20 protein-coding genes are annotated in these 22,799 nt (G+C 40.0%); 18 read left to right on the top strand and 2 right to left on the bottom strand.

All coding sequences use genetic code 11. The features are described 5' to 3' along the window. The coding region (locus tag IJS99_10090; protein ID MBQ7562157.1) for an integrase core domain-containing protein at positions 1-260 on the top strand (260 nt) is incomplete at its 5' end. Between the two features lie 4 nt (positions 261-264). Here the strand turns inward: IJS99_10090 and IJS99_10085 are convergent. Then, complete coding sequence (locus tag IJS99_10085) at positions 265-450, bottom strand: phage terminase large subunit family protein (protein ID MBQ7562156.1); 186 nt, start codon at positions 448-450, stop codon at positions 265-267. Positions 451-726: 276 nt separating this feature from the next. Between IJS99_10085 and IJS99_10080 the strand changes: the two genes are divergently transcribed. The 7 genes from IJS99_10080 (at position 727) to IJS99_10050 (ending at position 10,957) form a co-directional block, all read left to right on the top strand. Then, positions 727-1,521, top strand: a complete 795-nt coding sequence (locus IJS99_10080) for a hypothetical protein (protein MBQ7562155.1) — start codon at positions 727-729, stop codon at positions 1,519-1,521. Between the two features lie 422 nt (positions 1,522-1,943). After that, entirely contained in the window at positions 1,944-3,383 is a 1,440-nt protein-coding gene (locus IJS99_10075) for a hypothetical protein (protein ID MBQ7562154.1), read from the top strand. A gap of 40 nt (positions 3,384-3,423) precedes the next feature. After that, positions 3,424-6,504, top strand: coding sequence for an efflux RND transporter permease subunit (locus IJS99_10070; GenBank protein ID MBQ7562153.1), 3,081 nt, complete (start codon positions 3,424-3,426; stop codon positions 6,502-6,504). A 28-nt stretch (positions 6,505-6,532) separates the two neighbouring features. Further along, the gene (locus tag IJS99_10065) at positions 6,533-7,645 is read left to right on the top strand and encodes an efflux RND transporter periplasmic adaptor subunit (protein MBQ7562152.1); all 1,113 of its coding nucleotides are present in this window, start codon (positions 6,533-6,535) and stop codon (positions 7,643-7,645) included. 184 nt (positions 7,646-7,829) lie between these two features. Continuing rightward, positions 7,830-8,810 carry a tripartite tricarboxylate transporter substrate binding protein gene (locus tag IJS99_10060; protein ID MBQ7562151.1) on the top strand — a complete coding sequence of 327 codons (981 nt, stop codon included), beginning with the start codon at positions 7,830-7,832 and terminating at the stop codon, positions 8,808-8,810. Between the two features lie 75 nt (positions 8,811-8,885). Beyond that, positions 8,886-9,416, top strand: a complete 531-nt coding sequence (locus IJS99_10055; GenBank protein ID MBQ7562150.1) for a tripartite tricarboxylate transporter TctB family protein — start codon at positions 8,886-8,888, stop codon at positions 9,414-9,416. A 14-nt stretch (positions 9,417-9,430) separates the two neighbouring features. After that, the gene (locus IJS99_10050; GenBank protein ID MBQ7562149.1) at positions 9,431-10,957 is read left to right on the top strand and encodes a tripartite tricarboxylate transporter permease; all 1,527 of its coding nucleotides are present in this window, start codon (positions 9,431-9,433) and stop codon (positions 10,955-10,957) included. 83 nt (positions 10,958-11,040) lie between these two features. Here IJS99_10050 and IJS99_10045 read toward each other — a convergent pair whose 3' ends face one another. Then, positions 11,041-13,137 (bottom strand): glycoside hydrolase family 28 protein, encoded by a 2,097-nt coding sequence (locus tag IJS99_10045; GenBank protein MBQ7562148.1) that lies wholly within the window; start codon positions 13,135-13,137, stop codon positions 11,041-11,043. A gap of 136 nt (positions 13,138-13,273) precedes the next feature. On the opposite strand from IJS99_10045, the gene cobT reads away from it, so the two are divergent. From cobT to IJS99_09995, 10 genes are all read left to right on the top strand, one after another. Then, a complete protein-coding gene (gene cobT, locus IJS99_10040) occupies positions 13,274-14,314 on the top strand; it encodes a nicotinate-nucleotide--dimethylbenzimidazole phosphoribosyltransferase (GenBank protein MBQ7562147.1) in 1,041 nt (346 codons plus the stop codon). A 91-nt stretch (positions 14,315-14,405) separates the two neighbouring features. After that, positions 14,406-14,960: an isochorismatase family protein gene (locus IJS99_10035; protein ID MBQ7562146.1), complete on the top strand. Its 555-nt coding sequence runs from the start codon at positions 14,406-14,408 to the stop codon at positions 14,958-14,960. Continuing rightward, positions 14,957-15,565, top strand: coding sequence for an HAD family phosphatase (locus IJS99_10030; protein MBQ7562145.1), 609 nt, complete (start codon positions 14,957-14,959; stop codon positions 15,563-15,565). Before IJS99_10035 ends, IJS99_10030 begins: the two co-directional genes overlap by 4 nt. Positions 15,566-15,587: 22 nt before the next feature. Next, positions 15,588-16,094, top strand: coding sequence for a DUF308 domain-containing protein (locus IJS99_10025; GenBank protein MBQ7562144.1), 507 nt, complete (start codon positions 15,588-15,590; stop codon positions 16,092-16,094). 25 nt (positions 16,095-16,119) lie between these two features. Then, positions 16,120-17,196 (top strand): class I fructose-bisphosphate aldolase, encoded by a 1,077-nt coding sequence (locus IJS99_10020; GenBank protein ID MBQ7562143.1) that lies wholly within the window; start codon positions 16,120-16,122, stop codon positions 17,194-17,196. A gap of 66 nt (positions 17,197-17,262) precedes the next feature. Continuing rightward, positions 17,263-18,339 (top strand): site-specific DNA-methyltransferase, encoded by a 1,077-nt coding sequence (locus IJS99_10015; GenBank protein MBQ7562142.1) that lies wholly within the window; start codon positions 17,263-17,265, stop codon positions 18,337-18,339. Between the two features lie 30 nt (positions 18,340-18,369). Further along, positions 18,370-18,666, top strand: a complete 297-nt coding sequence (locus tag IJS99_10010; GenBank protein ID MBQ7562141.1) for an SH3 domain-containing protein — start codon at positions 18,370-18,372, stop codon at positions 18,664-18,666. 60 nt (positions 18,667-18,726) lie between these two features. Next, positions 18,727-20,211, top strand: coding sequence for a DEAD/DEAH box helicase (locus IJS99_10005; GenBank protein ID MBQ7562140.1), 1,485 nt, complete (start codon positions 18,727-18,729; stop codon positions 20,209-20,211). Between the two features lie 63 nt (positions 20,212-20,274). Next, positions 20,275-21,399: an aldo/keto reductase gene (locus IJS99_10000; protein ID MBQ7562139.1), complete on the top strand. Its 1,125-nt coding sequence runs from the start codon at positions 20,275-20,277 to the stop codon at positions 21,397-21,399. A gap of 93 nt (positions 21,400-21,492) precedes the next feature. Further along, complete coding sequence (locus IJS99_09995) at positions 21,493-22,734, top strand: glycosyltransferase (protein ID MBQ7562138.1); 1,242 nt, start codon at positions 21,493-21,495, stop codon at positions 22,732-22,734. The last annotated feature ends 65 nt before the right edge of the window (positions 22,735-22,799 follow it).

Here is a 22,799-nt window from a genome sequence, read left to right as displayed (position 1 = left end):
TCCGACAATTACTTGATAGCATAAATTTCTTGCAATCACTTTCAAATACTGCTTGCCCATATGATAATGCAGTTGCAGAGTCTTTTTTTAAATTTTTGAAGAAAGAGGAAATAAGTAGGCGAAAGTTTTTGCAATTAGAAGACGTAAAGCAGTCTATAATGTCTTATATTGACGGATTTTATGATACTAAACGTCCTCATAGTGCTAATAATGAATTTTCTCCTAATGATAAAGCAGCAGAATTTTGGACAAAAATTTAGTTTTTTATCTGTTTCTGTCCACTTTATTGACTATTATCCAGCCTTTATATTTTATCTGCTCCCATGAAGACGCGTTAAATTCTCCGCATGTCGGACAAGGTACGCCCCATTCTTCTTTGCTGCTTAACTCGAAATCTTTATAAATATTTGATGGCTGAGGCTCGGTGTAATTCTTCTCGTTCTTTGGCAAATTCTAATTCTTTGAGTTCATACTATGCTGTTACGAATGTGTATTGCTACTGAGAATAATACTTGTAAATATCTGATATAAGCGTTTATATAATGCAAGACCATGATTATGAAGTTTTTATAATGTAAAAATTAGAGTATACAGATGATTACTACTCATTCAAGAGATTAAATTTAAATGTAGTATAATATTTGTTATGAATTAAGCCTCTTCTTTGCTTTACGGGGAGATATTCACAATTTAGGCAAGTTAAACTAAGAAAGGAAATTTTTTATTATGATACGAAAGTTTTTGTTTACAGCCATGTTGATAATATTTATATCGGCGGGCTGTGCTTTTGCTGGTGTAGATCTCGGCGAGGGTTATCACGTTCCTGAAAATTTTTCGAGCGTCCTAATAACAAGTTCAGACGGTACAGCCATTCAAAACGCTGTATCACATATTCAAGACGGCGGGACAATTTTATTATCAGGAGATTTTAATCTGGTAATGCAAATTAACATCAAGAAAAATATCACGATTAAAGGCACTACTAATAAAGCAATTCTTGACGGCACCGCTGCAAATGACAGAGTTATAAGATGTGAAGGAAATATTACCCTCGAAAATCTTGTAATTAGGGGCGGAGATTCAAGTAACGGCGGCGGAGTAAAACTTGACGGCGGCGAAGTCAATATAATAAGCTGCGACATTACCGGCAATAAAAGTTTATTGGGCGGCGGCGGCATTTATTCACAGGCAGCTGCTCTCACATTAACAAATTGCAATATTTCTGATAATACAGTTAATTTATTAGGCGGCGGGATTGCTTTCTTGGGCGGTAAGGCTGAAATTACCGGCTGCAAAATTAATAATAACAGTGCTTTTCAGGGCGGCGGGATTGCTTTGGCATCAGTAACTATAACAATGAATAATTCTCAAGTTACCAGCAACACAGCAAAAGAGATCGGCGGCGGCGTTTATCTTCCTAGCGGCACACTCATAGCTTCAAGCTGCGATATTTCAGGTAACACGGCTTCTGCAAGTGCTGACATAGCTTTACAAGATGGAGCAACTTATACAATAAATTAAGCAGGGAGGTAACTAACAGTTAAGTAAAAATTATAAAACTGTGAGTAAACCTTAAAAATTTTAAACTTTTAAGAAAGGTAGGTGTAAAACCTTACTGGAAATTTAGTAAATTAGCTTTTATATCGAACTAATGAATAGAATATAATTTCTTTCATTGGTAAGCCTTTGAAAACTGAACATAGGCCGTTGGACGAAGAAATTTATAAGCGATAACCAAGTGAAGGTTTCGTCTGTAAAATGTTCAACCATCAATGAGCATAAGAAATTATGTACCGATACGTTAGTCGGGAATTTAAGCCTTCGGAGCGTTATACCAAACGTAAGTAGCAAAACAGGCGCAAAAACGGACGCGCTGAACAAGGAATGAAACATAAAAGTTAATTTGCAACTTTTTATAAGTTTTCAGTAACGGTAAATATAACATGAATAAAAAATTTTTTATCGGCCTATTGATAATTTCTCTTATATTTTTTGCGGGAGGCTGCGGGGGAAGCAGTAATAATTTTGCAGTTGATATAACAGACATTAACACAGCTTTATCCGGAGCATGGACAGCACAAACTAACGGCACAGCTACAATAACAAGCACTAATAATAATGACAGCAACGAGCTTGAAGAGTTCATTAAGGCATTCGGCGAAATTCCCAGCGACATTTTACAGCAATATAATAATCAGTCCAAGAAAGCAAATTCTGTAAATGCTCCTGTAACAAGGGCTATGGCACTTTTTGAGGATTGCAGCGTAGAAGAAAGCAGCGGCACACTAAAATTTACTGCTATTATAATTTTAAGCAATGACACTATATATTTGCCGATATTATTTAACGGCGTTCAACTCTCTACACAGGGCAACGGCACAGATTCATGGACAGCAGCGACTCCCGACGGCGGGACTTTGTCAATAAATATGACTTCAGACGGAAAAATTAATCTGTCAGGACGAATAAATTATCTTAATTATGATTGCGAGTTCAACACGGTTATAAATAAGAATTCTTCTAATTTAATAGATCCTGAAACAATTTTAGACGGTGCTTGGGTATTAGACGGGACTCAAGGCGGCGGCTATCTAGTTCGTGACTCAAAAATTGCTGCGGCTGTTGCACCTGAAGAGGCTTCAATATCATTTAATAACGTTTCTAATATGTCAGCTTTTCATGTTTTGAGCGTGAACTCTTCAGGCAATGTGAACGAGGAATCAACTTTACTGCAAAAAATAAATCCCTCCGTTGAAGTAACTTTGTCGCAAATATGTGATGACGTTTACAGAGTGAGAGACACGGGCGGCAATGAAAGCATTATTTTTATTGATGACACCGACAAAATTTTTATAATCAAGAATGACAGCGGGAACTCCGTGCAGACTTCAACATTTTTGCCGTTAAAGAAAGCTGATTTTAATATTGAGACGGCTTTAACTAAAACTTGGAACGCGGCTCCGGGTGATGGCGGCGGTTATGCACATTTTGACACCAGTATTTTTTCTGCTGATGATGAGATAGACTCTGAATTCCTGAAATTGCTTGAGTACTTATCATTTACTCTCAAGAATAATGCATCACTTAACTTTTCAGGCGTAAATCTTAATGATGACGGCACAATTACAGCGACAATTAATATTAATGCTGCGTTCTCATTTACTAATGAATTTCTTGAGGCACTAGGAATTATAGAGACTTTGCCCATACAAGAAAGCGGACAGTTGACTATGACGAAATCCGGCAATTTCCTATATTTTGAACTTGACGGCGATATTTATAATCTTTCGTTTATCTCTGACAATGAATTAATTTTATCTGTTCAATCCGCGAAAACAGGCGAGGGAGAAAGCGAGTTTATTTTAAGATTTAGAGTAAAATAGTCGTCAAATAAATTTATAACTTAAGGGGGAATTTTTTGCTATGGATATTGCTCGTGCGAGCATAAAACGTACTGTTGTAGTGCTGTTCATTTGCTTTCTAGTTGCTGTAGGCGGAGTATCTGCATATTTCAGTATTGGAAAACTTGAAGATCCAGCCTTCACAATCAAGACAGCTGTCGTTACAATTATATATCCCGGTTCTACAGTTTACGAAGCAGAACAGGAAGCAGCCAGCAGAATGGAAGACGCTATTCAAGCTATGGGAGAAATCAAGAAAATCAGGACTCGTTCTAGTCCCGGTCAAGCAGTTATTTATGTTGACATTAAGGACGAATATACGGCCGCAGATCTCCCTCAAGTTTGGAACGTCTTAAGACAGAAAGTTAATGACGCTCTTATTACTTTACCCGCTGGCTGTTCAGTTGTAATTAATAATGATTTCGGCGACGTTTTCGGACAATATTATGCTCTTACCGGAGACGGCTACACAATGAGAGAATTATACGATTATGCTGATTTCCTGAAAAAAGAATTAGTGCTGGTTAATGAAGTCGCTAAAGTTAATATAATCGGTGAACAGACAGAAGCCGTTTACGTTGAGTTTTCATCTTCCCGCCTGCGTTCTTTGGGAATATCTTCAAATACTATATTTGACGTTCTCAATCAACAAAATACTATTTCTGAAATGGGCAAAACTTTTTACGGCGATCAGTACGTAACAATAAATCCAACCGGCGGAATCTTAAACGTTGAAGATTTCGGCGAGACTGTTATAGGCGGAACTGAAGGCCATTTAATAAGACTCAAGGAAGTTGCAGAAGTAAGACGTGATTACGCGAATCCTCAAACAATGATGATGTATTTCAACGGCCGGCCATCTTTGGGAATCGGTATATCGACAATTACCGGCGGAAATGTTGTTACTATGGGTGAGGCTGTAGAAAAACGACTCGCAGAACTCGAAGAAGAACGCCCGATCGGTATGGAACTTGAGCCTATTTATATGCAGTCCGATGGAGTTGTCAAATCAGTCAATGATTTCGTAATTAACTTAGTTGAGTCGCTCGTTATAGTTGTCGGAGTCCTGCTTGTTTTCATGGGCATGAGATCCGGACTCATTATCGGAATAGTTTTATTATTGACGGTTGCGGCTACTCTCATAGTTATGAATCAACAGGGAATTTTCCTGCAGCAAGTTTCTCTCGCAGCAATGATAATCGCTTTAGGTTCATTAGTTGATAATGCTATAGTCGTTACTGAAGGAATGCTTGTCGGCGTTCAAAATGGACAATCCGCAGAAGATGCCGCTTCCAGTACAGTATCAGGCTCAATATGGGCAATGCTCGGCGGGACTTTTATAGCTGTACTTGCATTTGCTCCGATCGGGTTATCTCCTGACAATACCGGCGAATTTTGTCGGAGTTTGCTTCAGGTTGTAGGAATATCAATGATGTTAAGCTGGTTATTTGCTATCACTGCGACACCAGTAATCGGAAATTTAATGCTTAAGCCCGATAATAAATCAGGCGGAGATCCCTATAACAACATATTATTCAGAGCTTACCGGGCATTTCTTGAAGGCTGCTTACATAGAAGACTCATGACAATAGCCGTAGTTGTAATAATATTTGCTTTCTCGCTTATCACGTTAATTACATCAATAGAAAAAGTATTCTTCCCTTCGTCAACAGCAATGTATTTTGTCGCAGATTTATGGCAGCGTGAAGGAACTTCAATAAATGTTCAGAGGGACATGACGGAGAAACTCGCCGAACGTTTACGCAAGAATCCCGACATTAAAAACGTTACAAGCACAATCGGGGGCGGAAATTTAAGATTTATGCTGACATATTCACCTCCTGACTCTGATAATTCATTCTCGGAATTACTCGTAGAAATCAATCAGGGCGGAGATCCTAAGGCGATTTTAAGCGAAACCCAGCGAATTATTGACGAAGAAATGCCCGGCGTTATAGGAGTCTGCAAATTATTCTCAAAGGGTGCCAGCATGGCTCCTGTTATAGAAGCTAGATTTTACGGTGATGATCCTGTTGTACTGCGCGAGCTGGCACAAAAAGCCCTCGAAATCATGGAACAAGACCCTATACATAATTGTGTTAGACTCGATTGGAATGACCGAGTTACAGTATTTAGGCCGTTAATTCGTAAAGATAGAATGCAGAGTCTAGGCTTAACCCGTCCAAAGATAAATAATGCGATTTTAACAGGCACTACAGGCGTAACAGTCGGAGCCTTCAGAGACAAAAATAAATCACTCCCGATTTTATTTGGATTAATCCCCGAAGAACGCAACAGAGTTGAAAATTTAGTTTCTCTGCCTATATGGTCGCCGTCTGCAAATAAATCTGTAACATTAGGCTCGGTTATATCAGATATTGCAGTCTCATATGAAGATGAAGTAATTATGCGCAGAAATAGAAGACGAGTTTTAACTGTAGCAAGTGATGTTATTCTCGGCTCTAATGTCGCAGAGATGCAGGAAAGAATACGCCCTAAAATTGAATCTATTCCCTTACCGTTTGGATATAGATTTGAATGGGGAGGCGAGGACGAGAGCCAGAAGGACGCAATGAATGGAATGTCTAAATTATTCCTTCCGTGTTTAATACTCATGTTTACAATAATGGTATTCTTATTTAACGGGTTCAGACAGCCATTTATAATTTTTGGCTCAATACCCTTAATTGTAATCGGAGTTGTAATCGGACTTCTTTTAGCTCGTAAACCGCTGGACTTTCTCTCTATAGTGGGAATTCTGAGTCTAGTAGGAATGCTTGCTAAAAACTCAATTGTATTATTGGATCAAGTAGCTAGCGATTTTGCTTCAGGTAAAGATCGTTATTTATCAATCGTTGAAACTGGAGTCAGCAGATTAAGGCCTGTTGCAATGTCAGCAGTAACTACAGTTTTAGGAATGATCCCGCTAATTTGGGACAGCATGTTCGGCCCGATGGCTGTTACAATTATGGGCGGACTCACTGTAAGCACGGTTCTCACAATGGTATTTATACCTGTTATGACTGCGGTCGCTTATAACGTTCCAAATCCTGACCCTGACAGCGATAACAGCAGCGACAATGACGATGACGAAGACGAATAAAATTTTTTGCAGAAAGGTGATCTAAATCGTGAAAAGATTAATCGAGATAGTAATTCTTGTAGGTTTAGTATTCGGGGCATATAAGGGTCTTGAGTTCATGCGGGGCCAAGAAGAAGAAATCCCTCAGAAAGAAGTTATAAGGCCTGTAAAAACTGTTACACTCAAAAGTAACGGCAAGGGCGGTTTATGGCAGTATTACGGAACATTGCAGGGAGGCCGGCGCGTTGATTTATCATTCAGGGTGTCAGGACCTATCAAAAATATTAACGTTGAAAAGGGTGCTTCAGTCAAGAAAGGCCAGTTACTTGCGACATTAGACCCTCGCGACTATCAGACTCAATTAAGGCAGGCACAAAGCAATCAAGCACAAGCTCAAGCTCAATACGAGAACGCAGCGGCAAATTTCAAACGTTATGAGAATCTCTACAAACAAAAAGTTATTCCCAAAGCAACTTACGACACATATCAAACTGAAATGAACGTAGCTAAATCTGCATTAAATGTAGCTAGGGCGTCAACTGTTGCAGTACGTGACTCGTTAAGAGATACAGAACTCAGAGCTCCATTTGACGGAGTAATTGTTGATAGAATGGTCGAAAGTTTTCAGGACGTAACAGCAAAGCAGACAATTTTTATTTTACAGGATATATCTATGCTTGAAATAGTCTTTAATGTCCCTGAGAATGATGTTATCTGGGCGACAAAATCGACTTCTTCAGCACCTGACTCAATTCGTGCAAAATTTGACGCAATCCCCGGAAAGTCATTCCCTCTGAAAGTTAAAGAATTTGTTTTACAGGCTGATAGAAACACTAACACATTCCCAGTAATTGCCGTAATGCCTCAACAAAAAGATGTCGCTTTGCTTCCCGGAATGAATGCCACTGTAGAAGTTGAAGTGTCAGATTTTGGAGGCGGTGAAAGAGTTTACACGATTCCTCAGACTGCACTTGTTACAGTAGGAGATAAAAATTATGTATGGCGCTGTGATAACAATGTAGTAAACCGCGTTGACGTAAAGCAGGCTACACCTCATAATAACGGCTTTGTAGATATTTCAAGTGAACAGCTCAAAGACGGAAATATAATAGTTGTTGCCGGTGCTCATCTTTTACACGAGGGGCAAAAAGTCAGAATGTAAATTTTAATCGCATATAGTGTGATATATCCTTCTCTTAAGATTTTCAGGAGGGGGATATTTTTTTGTTTGAACAGGTTTATTATTTGTTTGGCTGTCTGTTGACATCTCTGCATTTATTACAATATAATCAATTTACATTCTAAATATATTTTTGCGATTTATATTATATTAAGGAGGAACAATCATGAAAAAATTATTTGCTCTTGTAATGATTCTCGTTCTAGTGTTGAGTGTCTCGGCTGCTATGGCTGAATACCCGGAAAAGTCACTCACGGCTATATGTCCATGGGGAGCAGGCGGAGGTACTGACTCATGTTTGCGCGCTTTCTGTCAGGCACTCGAAAAACAGCTTGGCCAGACAATTATCGTCGATAACAAGACAGGTGCGGGCGGAGTTACAGGACATGAAGCAATTGCGGACGCTGATCCCGACGGCTACACATTCGGAATGATTACATTTGAGTTCGTTACGTATAAGGCTCTTGATGTCTCAGATTATAAATCATACGTAAATTATGACCCTCTTTGCAGACTCAACGCTGACCCTGCCGGAATTACTGTTAATAAAGCATGGGCGGAGAAAAACGGAATCAAAAATTTAGCAGACTTCATTAAATACTGCAAAGATCACCCCGGTCAAGTTCGTATGGGCGGCTCGTCAGCTAATTCAGTTTGGCACATTGCGGGCGGTTATTTCATGAATGTTGCCGGAGTTGAACTCAAAATGGTGACTTATCCGGATGGTGCTGCGTCGGCTGTACAGGCTGCGGCTCAGGGCGTCGACATTGAGGGCGTAACTGTTTCGCTTGCTGAAGCTCGTTCATTTATTGAATCCGGTAATCTTATTTGCTTAGGACTCATGGCAGAAGAACGAATTAATAATAAAATTTTCGGCCAAATTCCCACCTGCAAAGAACAGGGCATTAACGCCGTATATTCAACATGGCGCGGGCTTGGACTTCCGAACGGTGTAGATCCTGCGAAAAAAGATAAACTTGCTAAGGCCTGCGAGGCTGCAGTCAAAGATCCCGGCTTCATTGAATACATGACAAATGCGGGACTTGGAATTGCTTACATGAACGGTGCGGAGTTTAAGGCATTTCTCGAACAGCAGGAAGAACACGACGTACCGGCGGCTATGAAAGCGGCAGGAATTGAGATTTAAGAATGATTAATTATTGAGTGGGCAGGGCGCGGTCTTGCCCATTTTTTATTATGATAGATAAGGACGTGAATTTTCTTGAGAAGGACTCAAACAAAGGCTTTTGCAAGTCTAATCAGTGCGATAATATTATTAATCTTTGAAGTATGGGCTTATATCGAGACGACCGGATTTAGAGTTCATAAGCGCGCATTTGTACAGCCTGCAACATTTCCGCAAATTATGATCTGCGGCATGTTTATATTTACAATTATATTATTCGTACAGTCTCTCATAAAAGTAACCCGCGGAATGACTGAAGACGACCCGGAAAATGAACTCTCAGCAAGTATAAATCCCTTCACAAATAAAGGCGTGGCGGCTGCTCTGTTCGTGATAATTTTATGCGTATTGTACACGTATTTATTTGACAGACTCGGCTATGTTCTAGTATCTGCGTGCGTGAGTATTATTATAATGCTGTTAATCGGGAAGCGCGATCTAAAAATTATCATCCCCGTGTCTATAATAGTCCCGTTAATAATGTGGTTCGTGTTCTATAAATTATTGACGGTAAATATTCCCATGGGCGTGCTTCAGCCTCTGCGCGACTTTGTCGACAAATTTTAAAGGGGGTTACTTGCATGAATTGGAGTTTATTACTTGAGAGCTATATAAATGTCTTCACAAGCTGGCAAGTTATCTTAATGACTTTATTAGGAGCTTTAGGCGGCGTTTTATTAGGAGCAGTTCCCGGAATGACTGCAACAATGGGAGTCGCTTTGTTGATTCCGTTTTCGTTCGGGATGGATTTAATACCGTCAATCGGCTTATTACTCGGCATTTATTGCGGGGGGATGTACGGCGGTTCGATTTCTGCAATATTAATACATGCTCCGGGGACTCCCAGTGCTGCGGCGACACTTTTAGACGGTTATCCCATGTGTCAGAAAGGCCAAGCGGGTAAGGCTTTATCAATTGCGATGTTTGCATCATTTTGCGGGGGAGTACTCGGCGCGTTAGTTATGACTTTCTTGTCGCCCCTAGTCGCTCAAATGGCCATGAAATTCACGAGTGCTGAAATGTTGATGCTTGCATTTTTCGGGCTGTCTGTAATTGTCTCTATTTCCGGGAAGTCAATTTCTAAAGGTTTAATCTCGGCATTTTTCGGGCTTTTACTCGCAACAGTCGGACAAGATCCCACGTATGGAGCTAAAAGATTTGTATTTGGATTCAGGCCGTTATTGTCGGGATTCTCGTTTATTCCGACTTTGATAGGATTATTTGCGATTGCTGAAGTCATAGCCGGAGTTGAGAGAATTATTAACGGTGAAGAGAAGCAGCAGAAATCAGAGGAAAAAATTACAAACGTTTTGCCGGACTTAAAGACTATCGGGCAGATTTGGCCGAATATTATATCAGGCGGCTTAATTGGCACAATGATCGGAGCTATTCCCGGAGCCGGCGGAGATATTGCTGTGTTCGTCTCATATGGATTTAACAAGAGCGCGTCAAGACATCCGGAATTATGGGGAACAGGAATTCCCAACGGTGTAGCTGCAACTGAATCGGCAAATAACGGCTGTTCAGGCGGTGCAATGATCCCCCTTCTTTCTTTAGGAGTCCCCGGTGATGCTGTAACTGCTGTACTTCTCGGAGCATTTATCATGAAGGGAATTCAGCCAGGCCCTATGATGTATGTTAATGAACTCCCTACAGTTTATAGAGTCTTTGCGGCTTTAATGCTTGCGAATCTTGCAATGTTAGTTGTCGGCTGCGCGGGAGTGAGATTCTTTGCTAAAATCGTATCAGTCGAGAAAAAAATGCTTTATCCCATTATATTAATAGTCTCGTTACTGGGTGCTTTCTCGATTAATAAAAATATTTTCGATGTCGGAGTCTGTGTTTTATTCGGCGTGGTCGGCTACTTAATGAATAAATATGAGTTCCCGCTCTCACCTATCTTATTAGCTTTAATACTTGGCCCGATGTGTGAACAGAATTTTGTGCGCTTTGTCGACGTAAATAACGGCAATTTCTGGGAGATTTTGAATCGTCCCATCGCTGTAGGATTCTTTCTTGTGTCAGTCGCTACTATACTTTTCTCGATTTATAATCAGCGCAAAATTAATAAACGTGAAGCAGCTAACAAGAAAAAATTATCTAGTTAATTCATTCATTCACGAGTCAATATAACAAAAGAGGCAGACTTCAAAAGCCTGTCTCTTTATTTTATGCGAGTCAAAAATTTTTATTAATCAGCTTTGCACTTCACGTTGTAATTATAAGTATTCTGATCATAGGGCCGGCCTGTTGCTACGAGCGATAAAATATGATTGCCCCTGTTCATATTCTCGGCTTCTGTGTCGGGTCTGTATGCATATTGATAGTCGGGCTTGTCTGCTAAAGAAATTTTCACGTTGAATGAATATTTGCCGTCTTCTACTTTCTTGATTTCGGCAGCAAATGGAGTAATAACAGGTGCTTTATTTCCTGCTTCAAGAGTCCCCCGGTCTAAGAATGCATTTAATGAGCCCTTACCCTCCGCAAAAATCGCATCTTTTGTCTCAATTATTCCGGTTATAGTAACAAGTTTTGACTTGTCAAAATCATCGGGCATGTTGACTCGTTCACCCTCAGAGAGTTTATATTCTTTGCCGTCCGCTGAAAGTTTAACGTCCGAGATCTCAATTTTTTCGGTGTTGTAAGTCTCAAGTTTTGCAGGATCTGACTCTAGGCTGATTTTAACGTTGTGAAGCTCAAAATTTTTCACGTTCGATAAAGTTATTGCGTTCTGGACTCCATAAACTGTAACATCTTTGACTTTAATATTAGTCATGGGCGCGCGCTCGTAGGCTTTCCATAAAATAGCGTTCTTTGCTTTAACTGGATCGTCGGGCTTCCCTGCGGTAATATTCGACATGTAGACTCCCTTTAACTGCGGAGTATAGGGCCCTAAATCTCCTTCTTTGTCCTGCGCTGAACCTAAAGTATATTGAGTCTCGCCGTACATTAAGGCATTTGAACATTTTGCGACTGTGCTGTCTTTGAAGTAAATATTTTCGATTAAGCCGCCCCTGTATGAATTAGTCTTGAATCTCAAAACCTGCTGTAAATTCAAGCTGTCGAAGTGATTATCATGTGCAAAAACGTTACTGATTCCGCCCGTGCACTCTGAACCGCAAGTAACTCCGCCGTGTCCGTCAGCAAATGTGCAATTTCTGATTATGATATTTCCGCATGACTCTCCGCCGACTTTGCCGCGATTATAGCCGTCTCTGTTTTTGCCTGATTTTATCGCTATGCAGTCATCACCCGTGCTGAATGAACAGTTTTCGATTATTACATAATGAGTCGATTCAGGGTTTACGCCGTCGTTATTATGTCCGTGCGAGTCGATTTCGAGTCCCCGAATTAAAATATTTCTGCATCTCAACGGGTGAACTTCCCACATGGGCGAGTTAATTATGCGAATATCTTCAATTAAAATATTTTCACATGCATACGGCTCAAACGTGCAGGGTCTAAGAAGTGATTTAAGCGGCTTGACATCTTTAGGAGTATCAATGTAAATAACTTCTTCTATATTGTCCCAGTTTATGGCCATTGTAGGAATCTTATCAGGGAGCGGCGTTACTCCGTCATTCAATAATCTGCGCTCGATGGGATATGCTTTGTCGCTCCATTCTTTAACGAGAACGTCAACAACTTTTGATTGTTTCTCGAATCCGTTTATTCCATTTTTCCAGCCTTGCCAGTTAAATAAATCTGCTTGAGGATTCAGAGTGCCCTTACCTGTTAAAGCTATATTTTTCGCGTGAAAAGCTCTGACCGGGGACGCGTAATTATAAGTGTCGTTGCCCTCAAAACTTGTCAAGACAACAGGATAATATTTATTAGAGATATTTCGCACAAAACGCAGCTCCGTGCCCTCTTCAAGATGTAAATTTACGTTGCTTTTGATTTCGATTGAGCCGGTATAATAAACTGTAGGATTTGAGCGAGTCGCTCCCTTTTCAGCAGGAATTACTACACGCCCGCCGCCTGCCTTGTTTGCCTCGTCAATAGCTGCCTGAATTGCTTTTGTGTAGTCCTTCACAGTTTGAGTCTGTCTTAAATGCCCATCTTTGCCGTCAGTGATAAAATATTCTTCTTCCATGTCGACAACTAAAGCCGAATATTTTGAGTCAGTAACAACAAAGTCAACTTTTGGAAATGCCGGAGTGTTTGCCTTGACTCGCTGTTCGATTGCCTTATAAATTTCGTAGTTCCAGTAGTCATCATCAGCAAATGCCGACAAAGCGCACGAAAAAATAAATATTACGCTTAAGAATAATAGCAGCTTCTTCATAAAAATATGCCTCCCATAATATAAAATTTGTAGAAAATGAATTATTGTTATTATATTTCGCTATGTGATTTCTTGTAAACTGTAAAATGTATCAGCGCAAATGATTTATAATATAGCAGGGTGAAAATGTGAAAAAATGAATCTTTATGACGCTTTAAGAAATATCAAGCCGCTTGATTATAACTCAATGAATGAGACTCGCGAACTTCACGCAAAATTTGTTAAACCGGCCGGGAGTCTGGGAGAACTTGAGAATATCGCAATAAAATTATCAGGCATAACAAGCCAAGTTAAAAATTTAATCTCGCAAAAAATTATTTATTTATTCGGAGCAGACAACGGAATTTATAACGAGGGAGTATGTTCGTCGCCTCAAGAGTTCACGCGCAAATTAATGCAGGTCTACGCAGTGAATCAAAACGCAGCAATAAATATTTTAGCTCGTCAGGCCGGTTCAGACTTGAAAATATATGATCTAGGCGTTAAAGATTTAGGAGAATGCGAAAATATTTACACTCATAAATTCATGAATGACGGCACAAAAAATTTCTTACATGAGCGCGCAATGTCTCAAGATACAGCAAAAAAAGTTATTGAATTCGCTATTAATTTAGTTCATGATGCAAAATCTAAGGGAATTCAATTAATCGGCACTGGTGAAGTGGGAATGGCTAACACAACAAGTGCGGCGGCTTGCATAATGGCGGCTTTGAATTCACGAGATGTAAATTTTATAGGACGCGGAGCAGGACTCAACGATCAGCAATTTTTACGCAAAAAAAATGTAATTCTTGAGGCTCTTGACTTTCACGGAGAAAATTTAGACTCTCCCATGAATATTTTATCCTGTGTAGGAGGTCTTGATATTGCGGCTATAACGGGATTATTTATAGGCGGGGCATTATATCGCGTTCCGGTTATAATTGACGGAGTTATTTCGATTGCGGGGGCTGTACTGGCTTGCAAGTTTAATAATTTGTGCCGTGATTTTATGTTCGCTTCTCATGAGTCTTTAGAGCCTGCTTATATCCGCGCAGCAAAATTTTTGAATGTAAATCCCCCGTTGAGACTCTCAATGAGACTGGGAGAAGGCACCGGGTGCGCGGTGTTCATGCAAATAATTAGCGATTCACTTGCAATAATTAATCAAATGGGAATGTTTCAAGAAATTTTGTAGTAATTCTTGATTGCACTCATTCAAATATTTTCCTTGCATTATATAATATGTCTGATATTTAGATTCAAGACAAGAAAGGAAATTTTTTTACATGTCAGATTTATTAGTAGTAGATTGTCAGTATGATTTTATTGACGGGACTCTTGCCTGCGGTCATTCAGTCGAGGCCGTAAATAATATAGTCGCGTTCATAAATTCGCACCATGACATAAAAGTTTATTACTCTGCGGACTCTCATAGTCTTAAGCATTGCAGTTATATTCAAAACGGGGGGACTTGGCCTGTACACTGTCAAGCGAATACTCACGGGGCTGAACTTCACGAAAATTTTTATAACGACGTAAAGAATCCTTCACAGCGTCCGAACGAGAATAATATTTTTTACAAGGGGACAAATGACTCAGTTGAAGAGTATTCAGCTTTTGAGGCAAAAAATAAAGCTGGTCAAAAAATTTGCGATGTCATAAGCAATAATGTAATTGTCTGCGGGATTGCAAGTGAGTTTTGTGTGCGTGAAAGTGTCTTAGCTCTGTTAAAGTCCGGCCGTAAAATTGAAATTCTTGATAATTCTATAGGCTGGGTAAATGAAGAGAATCACAAGAAAAATATCAGCGAGCTCGCTTCAATGGGAGTCAAAATTTTATGATTAAAAATATAATATTTGACATCGGCAATGTATTAATTAATTTCAACTGGGCTGGCTATATGCAAAAATTATTCCCCGGTCAAGATGATTTAATAGCAAAGTTAAATAATGCAGTCTGGGGCGATGGACGCTGGGAAAGACTCGACGCAGGGGACGACCCCGAAAAAGTTTGGTCAAGCATTATAAATATCTGCCCTGAGAATGAGCCGGAAATCAAGAAAATTATTTCAAGAGTCGGCGAAACTTTAACAAAACGAGCGGGGACTCATGAATGGATAAATAATTTAAAGTCTCGCGGCTATAAAGTTTATTACTTGTCAAATTATTCGCATTTCGTCATGCAAGCAAATCCTGAAGTGTTAGATTTCCTGCCTTTAATGGACGGGGGCGTGTTCTCTTGTGATGTCAAGCTGCTTAAACCTGAACTCGAAATTTATGATACACTCGCAAAAAAATATAATTTGATACCGTCTAAATGCGTCTTCATTGATGATTTATTTGCAAACGTTCAGGGAGCTATATTATACGGCTTTAAAGCTATTCAATGCGTCAATCAGGAGCAGGCTAAACAGGATTTAAATAATTTATTATTAGAATCTAATTAATTTAATTTGGAGGCACAATAAAATGAGATTTTCACGAATAAATTTTTACGTAAACGGAATAATTTTAATTATTCTCGGCTGCTTAAGTCTTTATTACCCTGTCGAGGCTTTAATGTCAGCAGGATTCTTTATCGGTCTTGGCCTTATAGCGTCGGGATTAAATGATTTCGCGGGATTCTATTATTTCAGAATGAAGAGATTTCTAATCTGGGGGATTCTTGACTTAATAGCAGGAATATTATTATTTTTACAGCCCGGCATGACAGCTTTCTTGATTCCATTTGCTATAGCTTTCTGGCTGTTCAGTGTAGGAATTTCGAGGGCTTGTGCTGCTTTATGGCTGGGAGGCGGACAAATTCCCGGCTGGTGGGTCATGCTGATAAACGGTATAGCTTTAATAATTCTCGCGTTGTTAATGAGTCTCTCTCCGGTTGTGAGTGCTTTATCTGTCATGATTGTTTTAGGTTACGGCTTAATTATTGCGGGCGTGTTAGTCATTGCAGAAGGTTGTATAATGATTAAGAAGTAAAAAAATTTCTTGGGAGGTTATTATTATGGAATTCGGAAAACTTGAAGCGTTATTAGGTTCTGAGGCCGAGTCTTTATTAACTCACAAGTGCGAGACAATTTCAAAGGATTTATTATCATTGCCGGGCTCTGATTTCGTTGATAGAGTCTTAAGCTGCACGGACAGGCCGATCCCTGTTTTGCGTTCAATGCAGACACTTTTTAGTCACGGCAGACTCGCTAACACCGGTTATATTTCGATTTTGCCGGTTGATCAGGGAATCGAACACAGCGCGGGTGCATCATTCGGGCCGAATCCGATTTATTTTGACCCTGAAAATATTATCAAGCTCGCAATGGAGGCCGGTTGTAATGCAGTAGCTACTACTCTGGGAGTACTCGGTGCAGTTGCTAGAAAATATGCGCATAAAATCCCCTTCGTGCTCAAATTAAATCATAATGAGTTATTGACTTATCCGAATCAATTTGATCAAGTTTTATTTGCGTCAGTTGAACAGGCTTATAATCTCGGAGCGGTTGCAGTGGGTGCTACGATTTATTTCGGGAGCGCGGAGTCAACACGTCAGATTCAGGAAATTTCTAAGGCGTTCCATAAAGCCCACGAAATGGGAATGGCTACGATTTTATGGTGCTATTTGCGTAATTCAGCGTTCAAAATCAAGAAAGATGACGTTGTAACAGATTATCACGCGTCGGCAGATTTGACAGGTCAGGCGAATCACTTAGGAGTAACAATCGAGGCCGATATTATTAAGCAGAAATTACCGGAAAATAACGGCGGTTATTTGGCAATGGGTAAGGGCTACGGCAAGACTTCTAAAGAAATGTACGAGAAATTAACGACAGATCACCCGATCGATTTAGCTCGTTATCAGGTCGCAAATTGTTACATGGGCCGTGCAGGATTAATTAATTCGGGCGGTGCTTCAAGCGGTGCCAGTGATTTAAGCGAGGCAGTAAGAACAGCAGTAATTAACAAGAGAGCCGGCGGAATGGGATTAATACTCGGTCGAAAGGCTTTCCAGCGTCCTATGAGTGAAGGCGTTAAAATTATCAATGCAGTGCAGGACGTTTATCTCTGCAAAGATATTACAGTTGCGTAAATAATATATAAAATTTTTGAGTCTCCTGTTATATTTATAGCGGGAGGCTTTTATTATATTTATATCATGGAAAATGTAATTATTAATTCTAACTCGCTCGAATATTTAAAGACTCTCAAGTCCTCAAGTATAGATTTAATTTTCTCTGACCCCCCGTATTATATGCGGACCGGCAAAATCTTACACCGAGTCGAAGGCACGGAATTTCGCGGCTGTAATGATTACTGGGACAAATTTGACTCTCTTGCAAGTTATGAAAATTTTTCACGTGAATGGCTCTCAGAATGTAGAAGACTCTTAAAACATGACGGCTCTATATGGGTTATAGGCTCAATGCAATGTATTTACACTATAGGGGCAATTATGCAAGAATTAAATTACTGGCTTATAAATGACGTTATTTGGCAGAAAAGCAACCCGACACCGAATTTTATGGGAACGAGACTCAATAACAGCCATGAGACTTTAATATGGGCAGCGCGTGAGAAAAATTCAAGATTCACATTCAATTATAAGACAGCAAAGGAGTTAAACGCCGAATTAAATAATCATCAAATGGGCTCAATCTGGAAATTTCCGATCTGTTCAGGAAATGAGAGGCTGAAAGATTCAAACGGGCAAAAATTGCACTCGACTCAGAAGCCCATGAAATTACTTGAAAGAATCATAGCAATATCTTCACGCATAAATGATTTAATCCTTGACCCGTTCGCAGGAACTATGACAACAGCAGCAGCAGCAAAGAAACTCGGACGAAAATATATCATGATTGAGGCTGATAAAATTTACTGCGAGGCCGGGCAAAAACGACTCGACTCCATAAAATTTGAAGATTCACCCATAGCGCGGGCAGATTTTGACGTTAAACCGGTCAGAGTCTCAATGCAGGAAATGATTTCAGCGGGATATTTTATCACAGGAGAAAAATTTTACTTACAAGACGGCCAAGAAATTGCAGAATTAAATCAAGACGGCAAATTATTATACAACGGGACAATTTTAGACATGCATACCTGCGCGGCTCAAGCAAAACACAGCAAAGCAAAACGAGTAAACGGATTCGACATTTGGCACGTGATACGAAATAATAACCTTGTCAGCATCTCAGAAATACGCGAAAATTATCGAGCAGCAATAAATTAATTTATATATTTATGAAGGGAGAATATTATAATGCGCAAATTTTTAGCACTCTTATTATTATTTGCTTTCATGTCAGCAGGAGTCATTAATGCCGCTTCAAGATTTCAGGACTTCCCAGCGCCTGGAGTCTGCACCGGTGATTATGTTCGTTATCGTGAGGGCCCCGACACTGAATCAGAAATATTAGGCCGGCTTTTTACTGGCGATAGAGTTACTGTTTTGTCTCAAACTTCAGTTGACGGCGAAATCTGGTACGAAATCCAAGACCCCGAAAATGACGAAATGTCCGCGTGGGTTTCAGGACGTTATATCAGACCAGTTAATTAATTTTTCAAGAAATATGCGATAATAAGCAGCAATAAAAATTTTTTGGAGGAATATATTATTTTGGATTTTACTTCTTACGGCCTCAGAAAAGAATTATTGCGTGCTTTGAATGAACGCGGCTTTGACTCACCTATGGAAGTTCAGGACAGAGTCTTATCTGAAGGTTGGAATCATGATTTTATTGTTCGTGCTAAAACAGGTTCAGGGAAGACTCTAGCTTTTCTTTTACCGTTAATGCAGGAATTGAAGATAGGCGAAAAAATGCCGCAGATTTTAATACTCGCTCCCACTAGAGAATTAGCACAGCAGACAGCAGAAGAGTCCGAGTTTCTCGGCAAATTTCTGAAAGTTTCTACGGCTTCACTCGTCGGAGGCATGGACATTTACCCGCAATTAAGAACGTTAAAGCACGGCGCGGCAATTATAGCAGGAACTCCCGGACGAGTCAGAGATCACATAAAGCGCGGAACTCTTGACACTAGCGAAATAAAAAATGTCGTTCTCGATGAGGGCGATTTAATGCTTGATATGGGATTTCGTGAAGAGCTGGAATCAATTCTTGACTCGTTACCTGAAGGCCGGCGGTGGCTGTTTTCTGCAACTATGCCCGATGACGTTAAAGCACTCGCAAATAAATATTTGAATGAACCTATAACGCTTTCAATCGATGACGAAGACTCACAGCATGAAGATATTTCACATAGAGTCTATAAGATTCCTTCTAAGAAAAGATTTGAGGGGCTTGTCGACGTGCTTTTATGGGAACATCCGGCAAGAAGTCTAGTTTTCTGTCATACAAAAATTGAATCTATAGAAATCGCTCAAAGATTGCAGGATCACGGCTTCAGTGCGGCGGCTCTACAGGGCGATATGACTCAAAGCGAACGGAACGCAGTATTAGCATCGTTTAAATCCGGGTCGATTCCCTGTTTAGTCGCTACAAATGTCGCAGCAAGGGGACTCGATATTGAGGGCGTTAGTCATGTTATACAATTGGGACTCCCTGACGATAAAGAGACTTTCATACACAGAAGCGGCAGAACTGGCCGGGCAGGTCATGAGGGCGTAAATCTCGTACTGCTTTCACCTCCTGAAATGCGCAAGTTCCGGGACATGCTCAAGGACACAAGCATAAAAACTGAATGGCTTGATATTCCCAGTATCGATAAAATTCATTCAGCGTGGAGAGATGCGGCCGAACAGGAAATTTTTGCGGCACCTGTTGACTCTTATTACGGGGAGTGCGTGAAGTGGGCAGCTGATTTAATTACACGTGCAGCTCCTAAAGTCATTATCGCTAAATTATTATCCGTCTTGAGCGCAAAAAATAAAGGCTATAATCTTGAAAGCGAACTAAAACACGAACTCGAACACCGAGATAAGCATAAAAATTTTAATGGCCATAATAAACAGGCTAAATCAAAATCTTATAATCACGACAAATCACAAGTAAAGCAATCAAGAAATTATACCAGTAAAAGCAAAACCGGCCGATATTCAGATAATGATAAACGAGAACGCAAAAATTATTCACGCAAGCATTGATTAAAGTTTAATTTAATGTGTTATCATAAAGCGCAATAAATTTATCAGGGGGGTAAATTTTTTATGTCATATTTAGGTGAAAATATCAAGAAATTAGGTTTTGGCTTAATGCGTCTGCCTCACATTGACGAGAACACAATCGATATTGAGCAGACTAAGAAAATGGTCGACGAGTTTTTACAGGCCGGATTCACATATTTTGATACTGCCTGGGCTTATCCGGGAAGTGAGGACGCTATGAGAGTCGCACTTGTCGAACGTTACCCGCGAGAAAATTATCAGATTGCTACGAAAAATGCCGCGTGGATTAATTGCAAGACTAAAGAAGACGCTATTAATCAATATAATACTTCTCTCAAACAGTCAGGAGCGGGATATTTTGATTTTTACTTACTGCACAATTTAGGCGACTCACGAACTAAATTTTTTGAAGACTTCAATTTATGGGAGTATTTCCTGAATGAGAAGAAATCAGGCCGCATTAAACACTTGGGATTCTCATTTCATTCAACGCCCGAACAGTTAGACGAGATTCTAAATAAACATCCTGAAGCGGAATTTGTACAGCTCCAAATTAATTACGGTGATTGGGAGAATTCGGCTATACAGTCAAGAGCCTGCTATGAAGTCGCGCGCAAGCATAACAAGCCGGTTATCATTATGGAACCTGTTAAGGGCGGGAATTTGGCGACTCCTCCTGAAAGCGTAGAAAAAATTTTGAAGGCTGCCGAGCCCGAGTCCTCCTGTGCTTCATGGGCTATCAGATTCGCCGCTGACTTAGAAGGAGTCATTACAGTATTATCCGGAATGTCTACACTTGAACAAATGCGCGATAATATTTCAGTCATGAACAATTTTACTCATTTAACGCCCGAACAGAAAAAAGTTATCGAGCATGCAAGAATCGAACTCGCAAAGATTCCTATTATTCCATGCACAACATGTAATTATTGCGCTAAAGTCTGCCCTAAAGATATAGGGATTTCTGCGTCATTTGCTTCAATGAACATGCTGACTCTTTATAATAATTTAAAGATGGCACAGCATAATTACGACTGGTACGTGAAGGGACAAGGCCATAAACCTGCTAATGACTGTATCAAGTGCGGGAAGTGTGAGCAGGCATGTCCGCAGCATATAGAGATCCGCAAAGAACTTGAACGGGTCGCAAAAACTTTCACGGCATAAACTCTCGAAAATATAATATAATTTACCGGTCTGGGATAAAAATTTTATTTCGGGCCGTTTTTTGTTATATATAATCAGGGAGGTAATTATTAATTGAGCAAAACAGTAATAGAAATCAACGGAGGCCCTAGAGGCAGTACGGCACTGGGAAGACTCATAGACCCAGTAGGCAAACCCCGCGGCTATAAAATTTATAATGCATTCCCATTACAATGGCGGGAAGATGGGCTTTTCGGCGGTAAATATAATCTTCAGGAAAACGAGATAAGAATCACAGGCAGCCTAATTTATGCGCTAAATCAAAGACTCGGGAAGTATACGGGCTTGCTTGACTGCTATAATTATTTCACGACAAAAAAATTTTTACGCAAAATCGACTCGCTGAATCCTTCATTGATACATTTACATAATTTACACGGAAATTTTATAAATCTAAGATTATTATTTGACTATATCAAGCGAAAAAAATTAAAAATTGTCTGGACTCTTCATGACTGCTGGAGCTTCACGGCTAGATGTCCGCATTTCACGATTTCACAGTGCAATAAATGGAAAACTGGCTGCCATAATTGCCCGGATTTGAAAGGCTACCCCGCAATGTCAATAGATATGACAAAATTAATGTGGAAATTAAAGCGCAAATGGTTCACGGGAATCGACCGCGATAAAATTGTAATTGTCTGTCCGTCTAAGTGGCTCGCAGATCTAGCAAGAGAGTCATATTTGGGCGGTTATGATATAAGAGTCATTCACAACGGCATAAATCTCGATATTTACAAGCCCGCGCCCGGACATTTCAGGGCAAATCACAATATTCCCCCTGAAAAATTTATAGTACTCGGAGTCGCTGCTTACTGGGGAGCCCGCAAAGGTTTTGATATATTTATGAGATTAGCGCGGGAATTAGACTCAAGATTTCAAGTTGTCATAGTCGGCAATGCAAAGGGACTCGCTGATCAAATGCCGGAGAATTTATTACACATACAACAAACTTGGAACGCTCAAGAATTAGCAGAAATTTACACGGAGTCAAACGTTTTCGCAAATCCTACTCGTGAAGAAGTGCTCGGAATGGTAAATGTTGAAGCAAACGCTTGCGGGACTCCCGTCGTCATGTACAGAACCGGCGGAGCTCCTGAATGTATAGATGACTCATGCGGAGTAGTTGTCGATTATAATGATTATGACTCACTCAAGCGCGAAATTATAAGAGTCTGCGAGACAAAACCGTTTACAAGTGAATCATGTATAAATTATGCGCATAAAAATTTTAACTATCAAGACCGCATGACAGAATATGTGAATTTGTTCGATGAGTTAATGCAAAGAGAGTAAATTTTCCGTGTGATATATTTTTCCACCGAGTTATGACATTCTGAAGTACCGTCGTAATACATCAA

Source organism: Synergistaceae bacterium (assembly GCA_017444345.1).
Lineage (GTDB): Bacteria > Synergistota > Synergistia > Synergistales > Aminobacteriaceae > JAFUXM01.
Note: the sequence above shows the minus strand (reverse complement) of the source record. Positions and strands in the feature narration are given on the sequence as shown.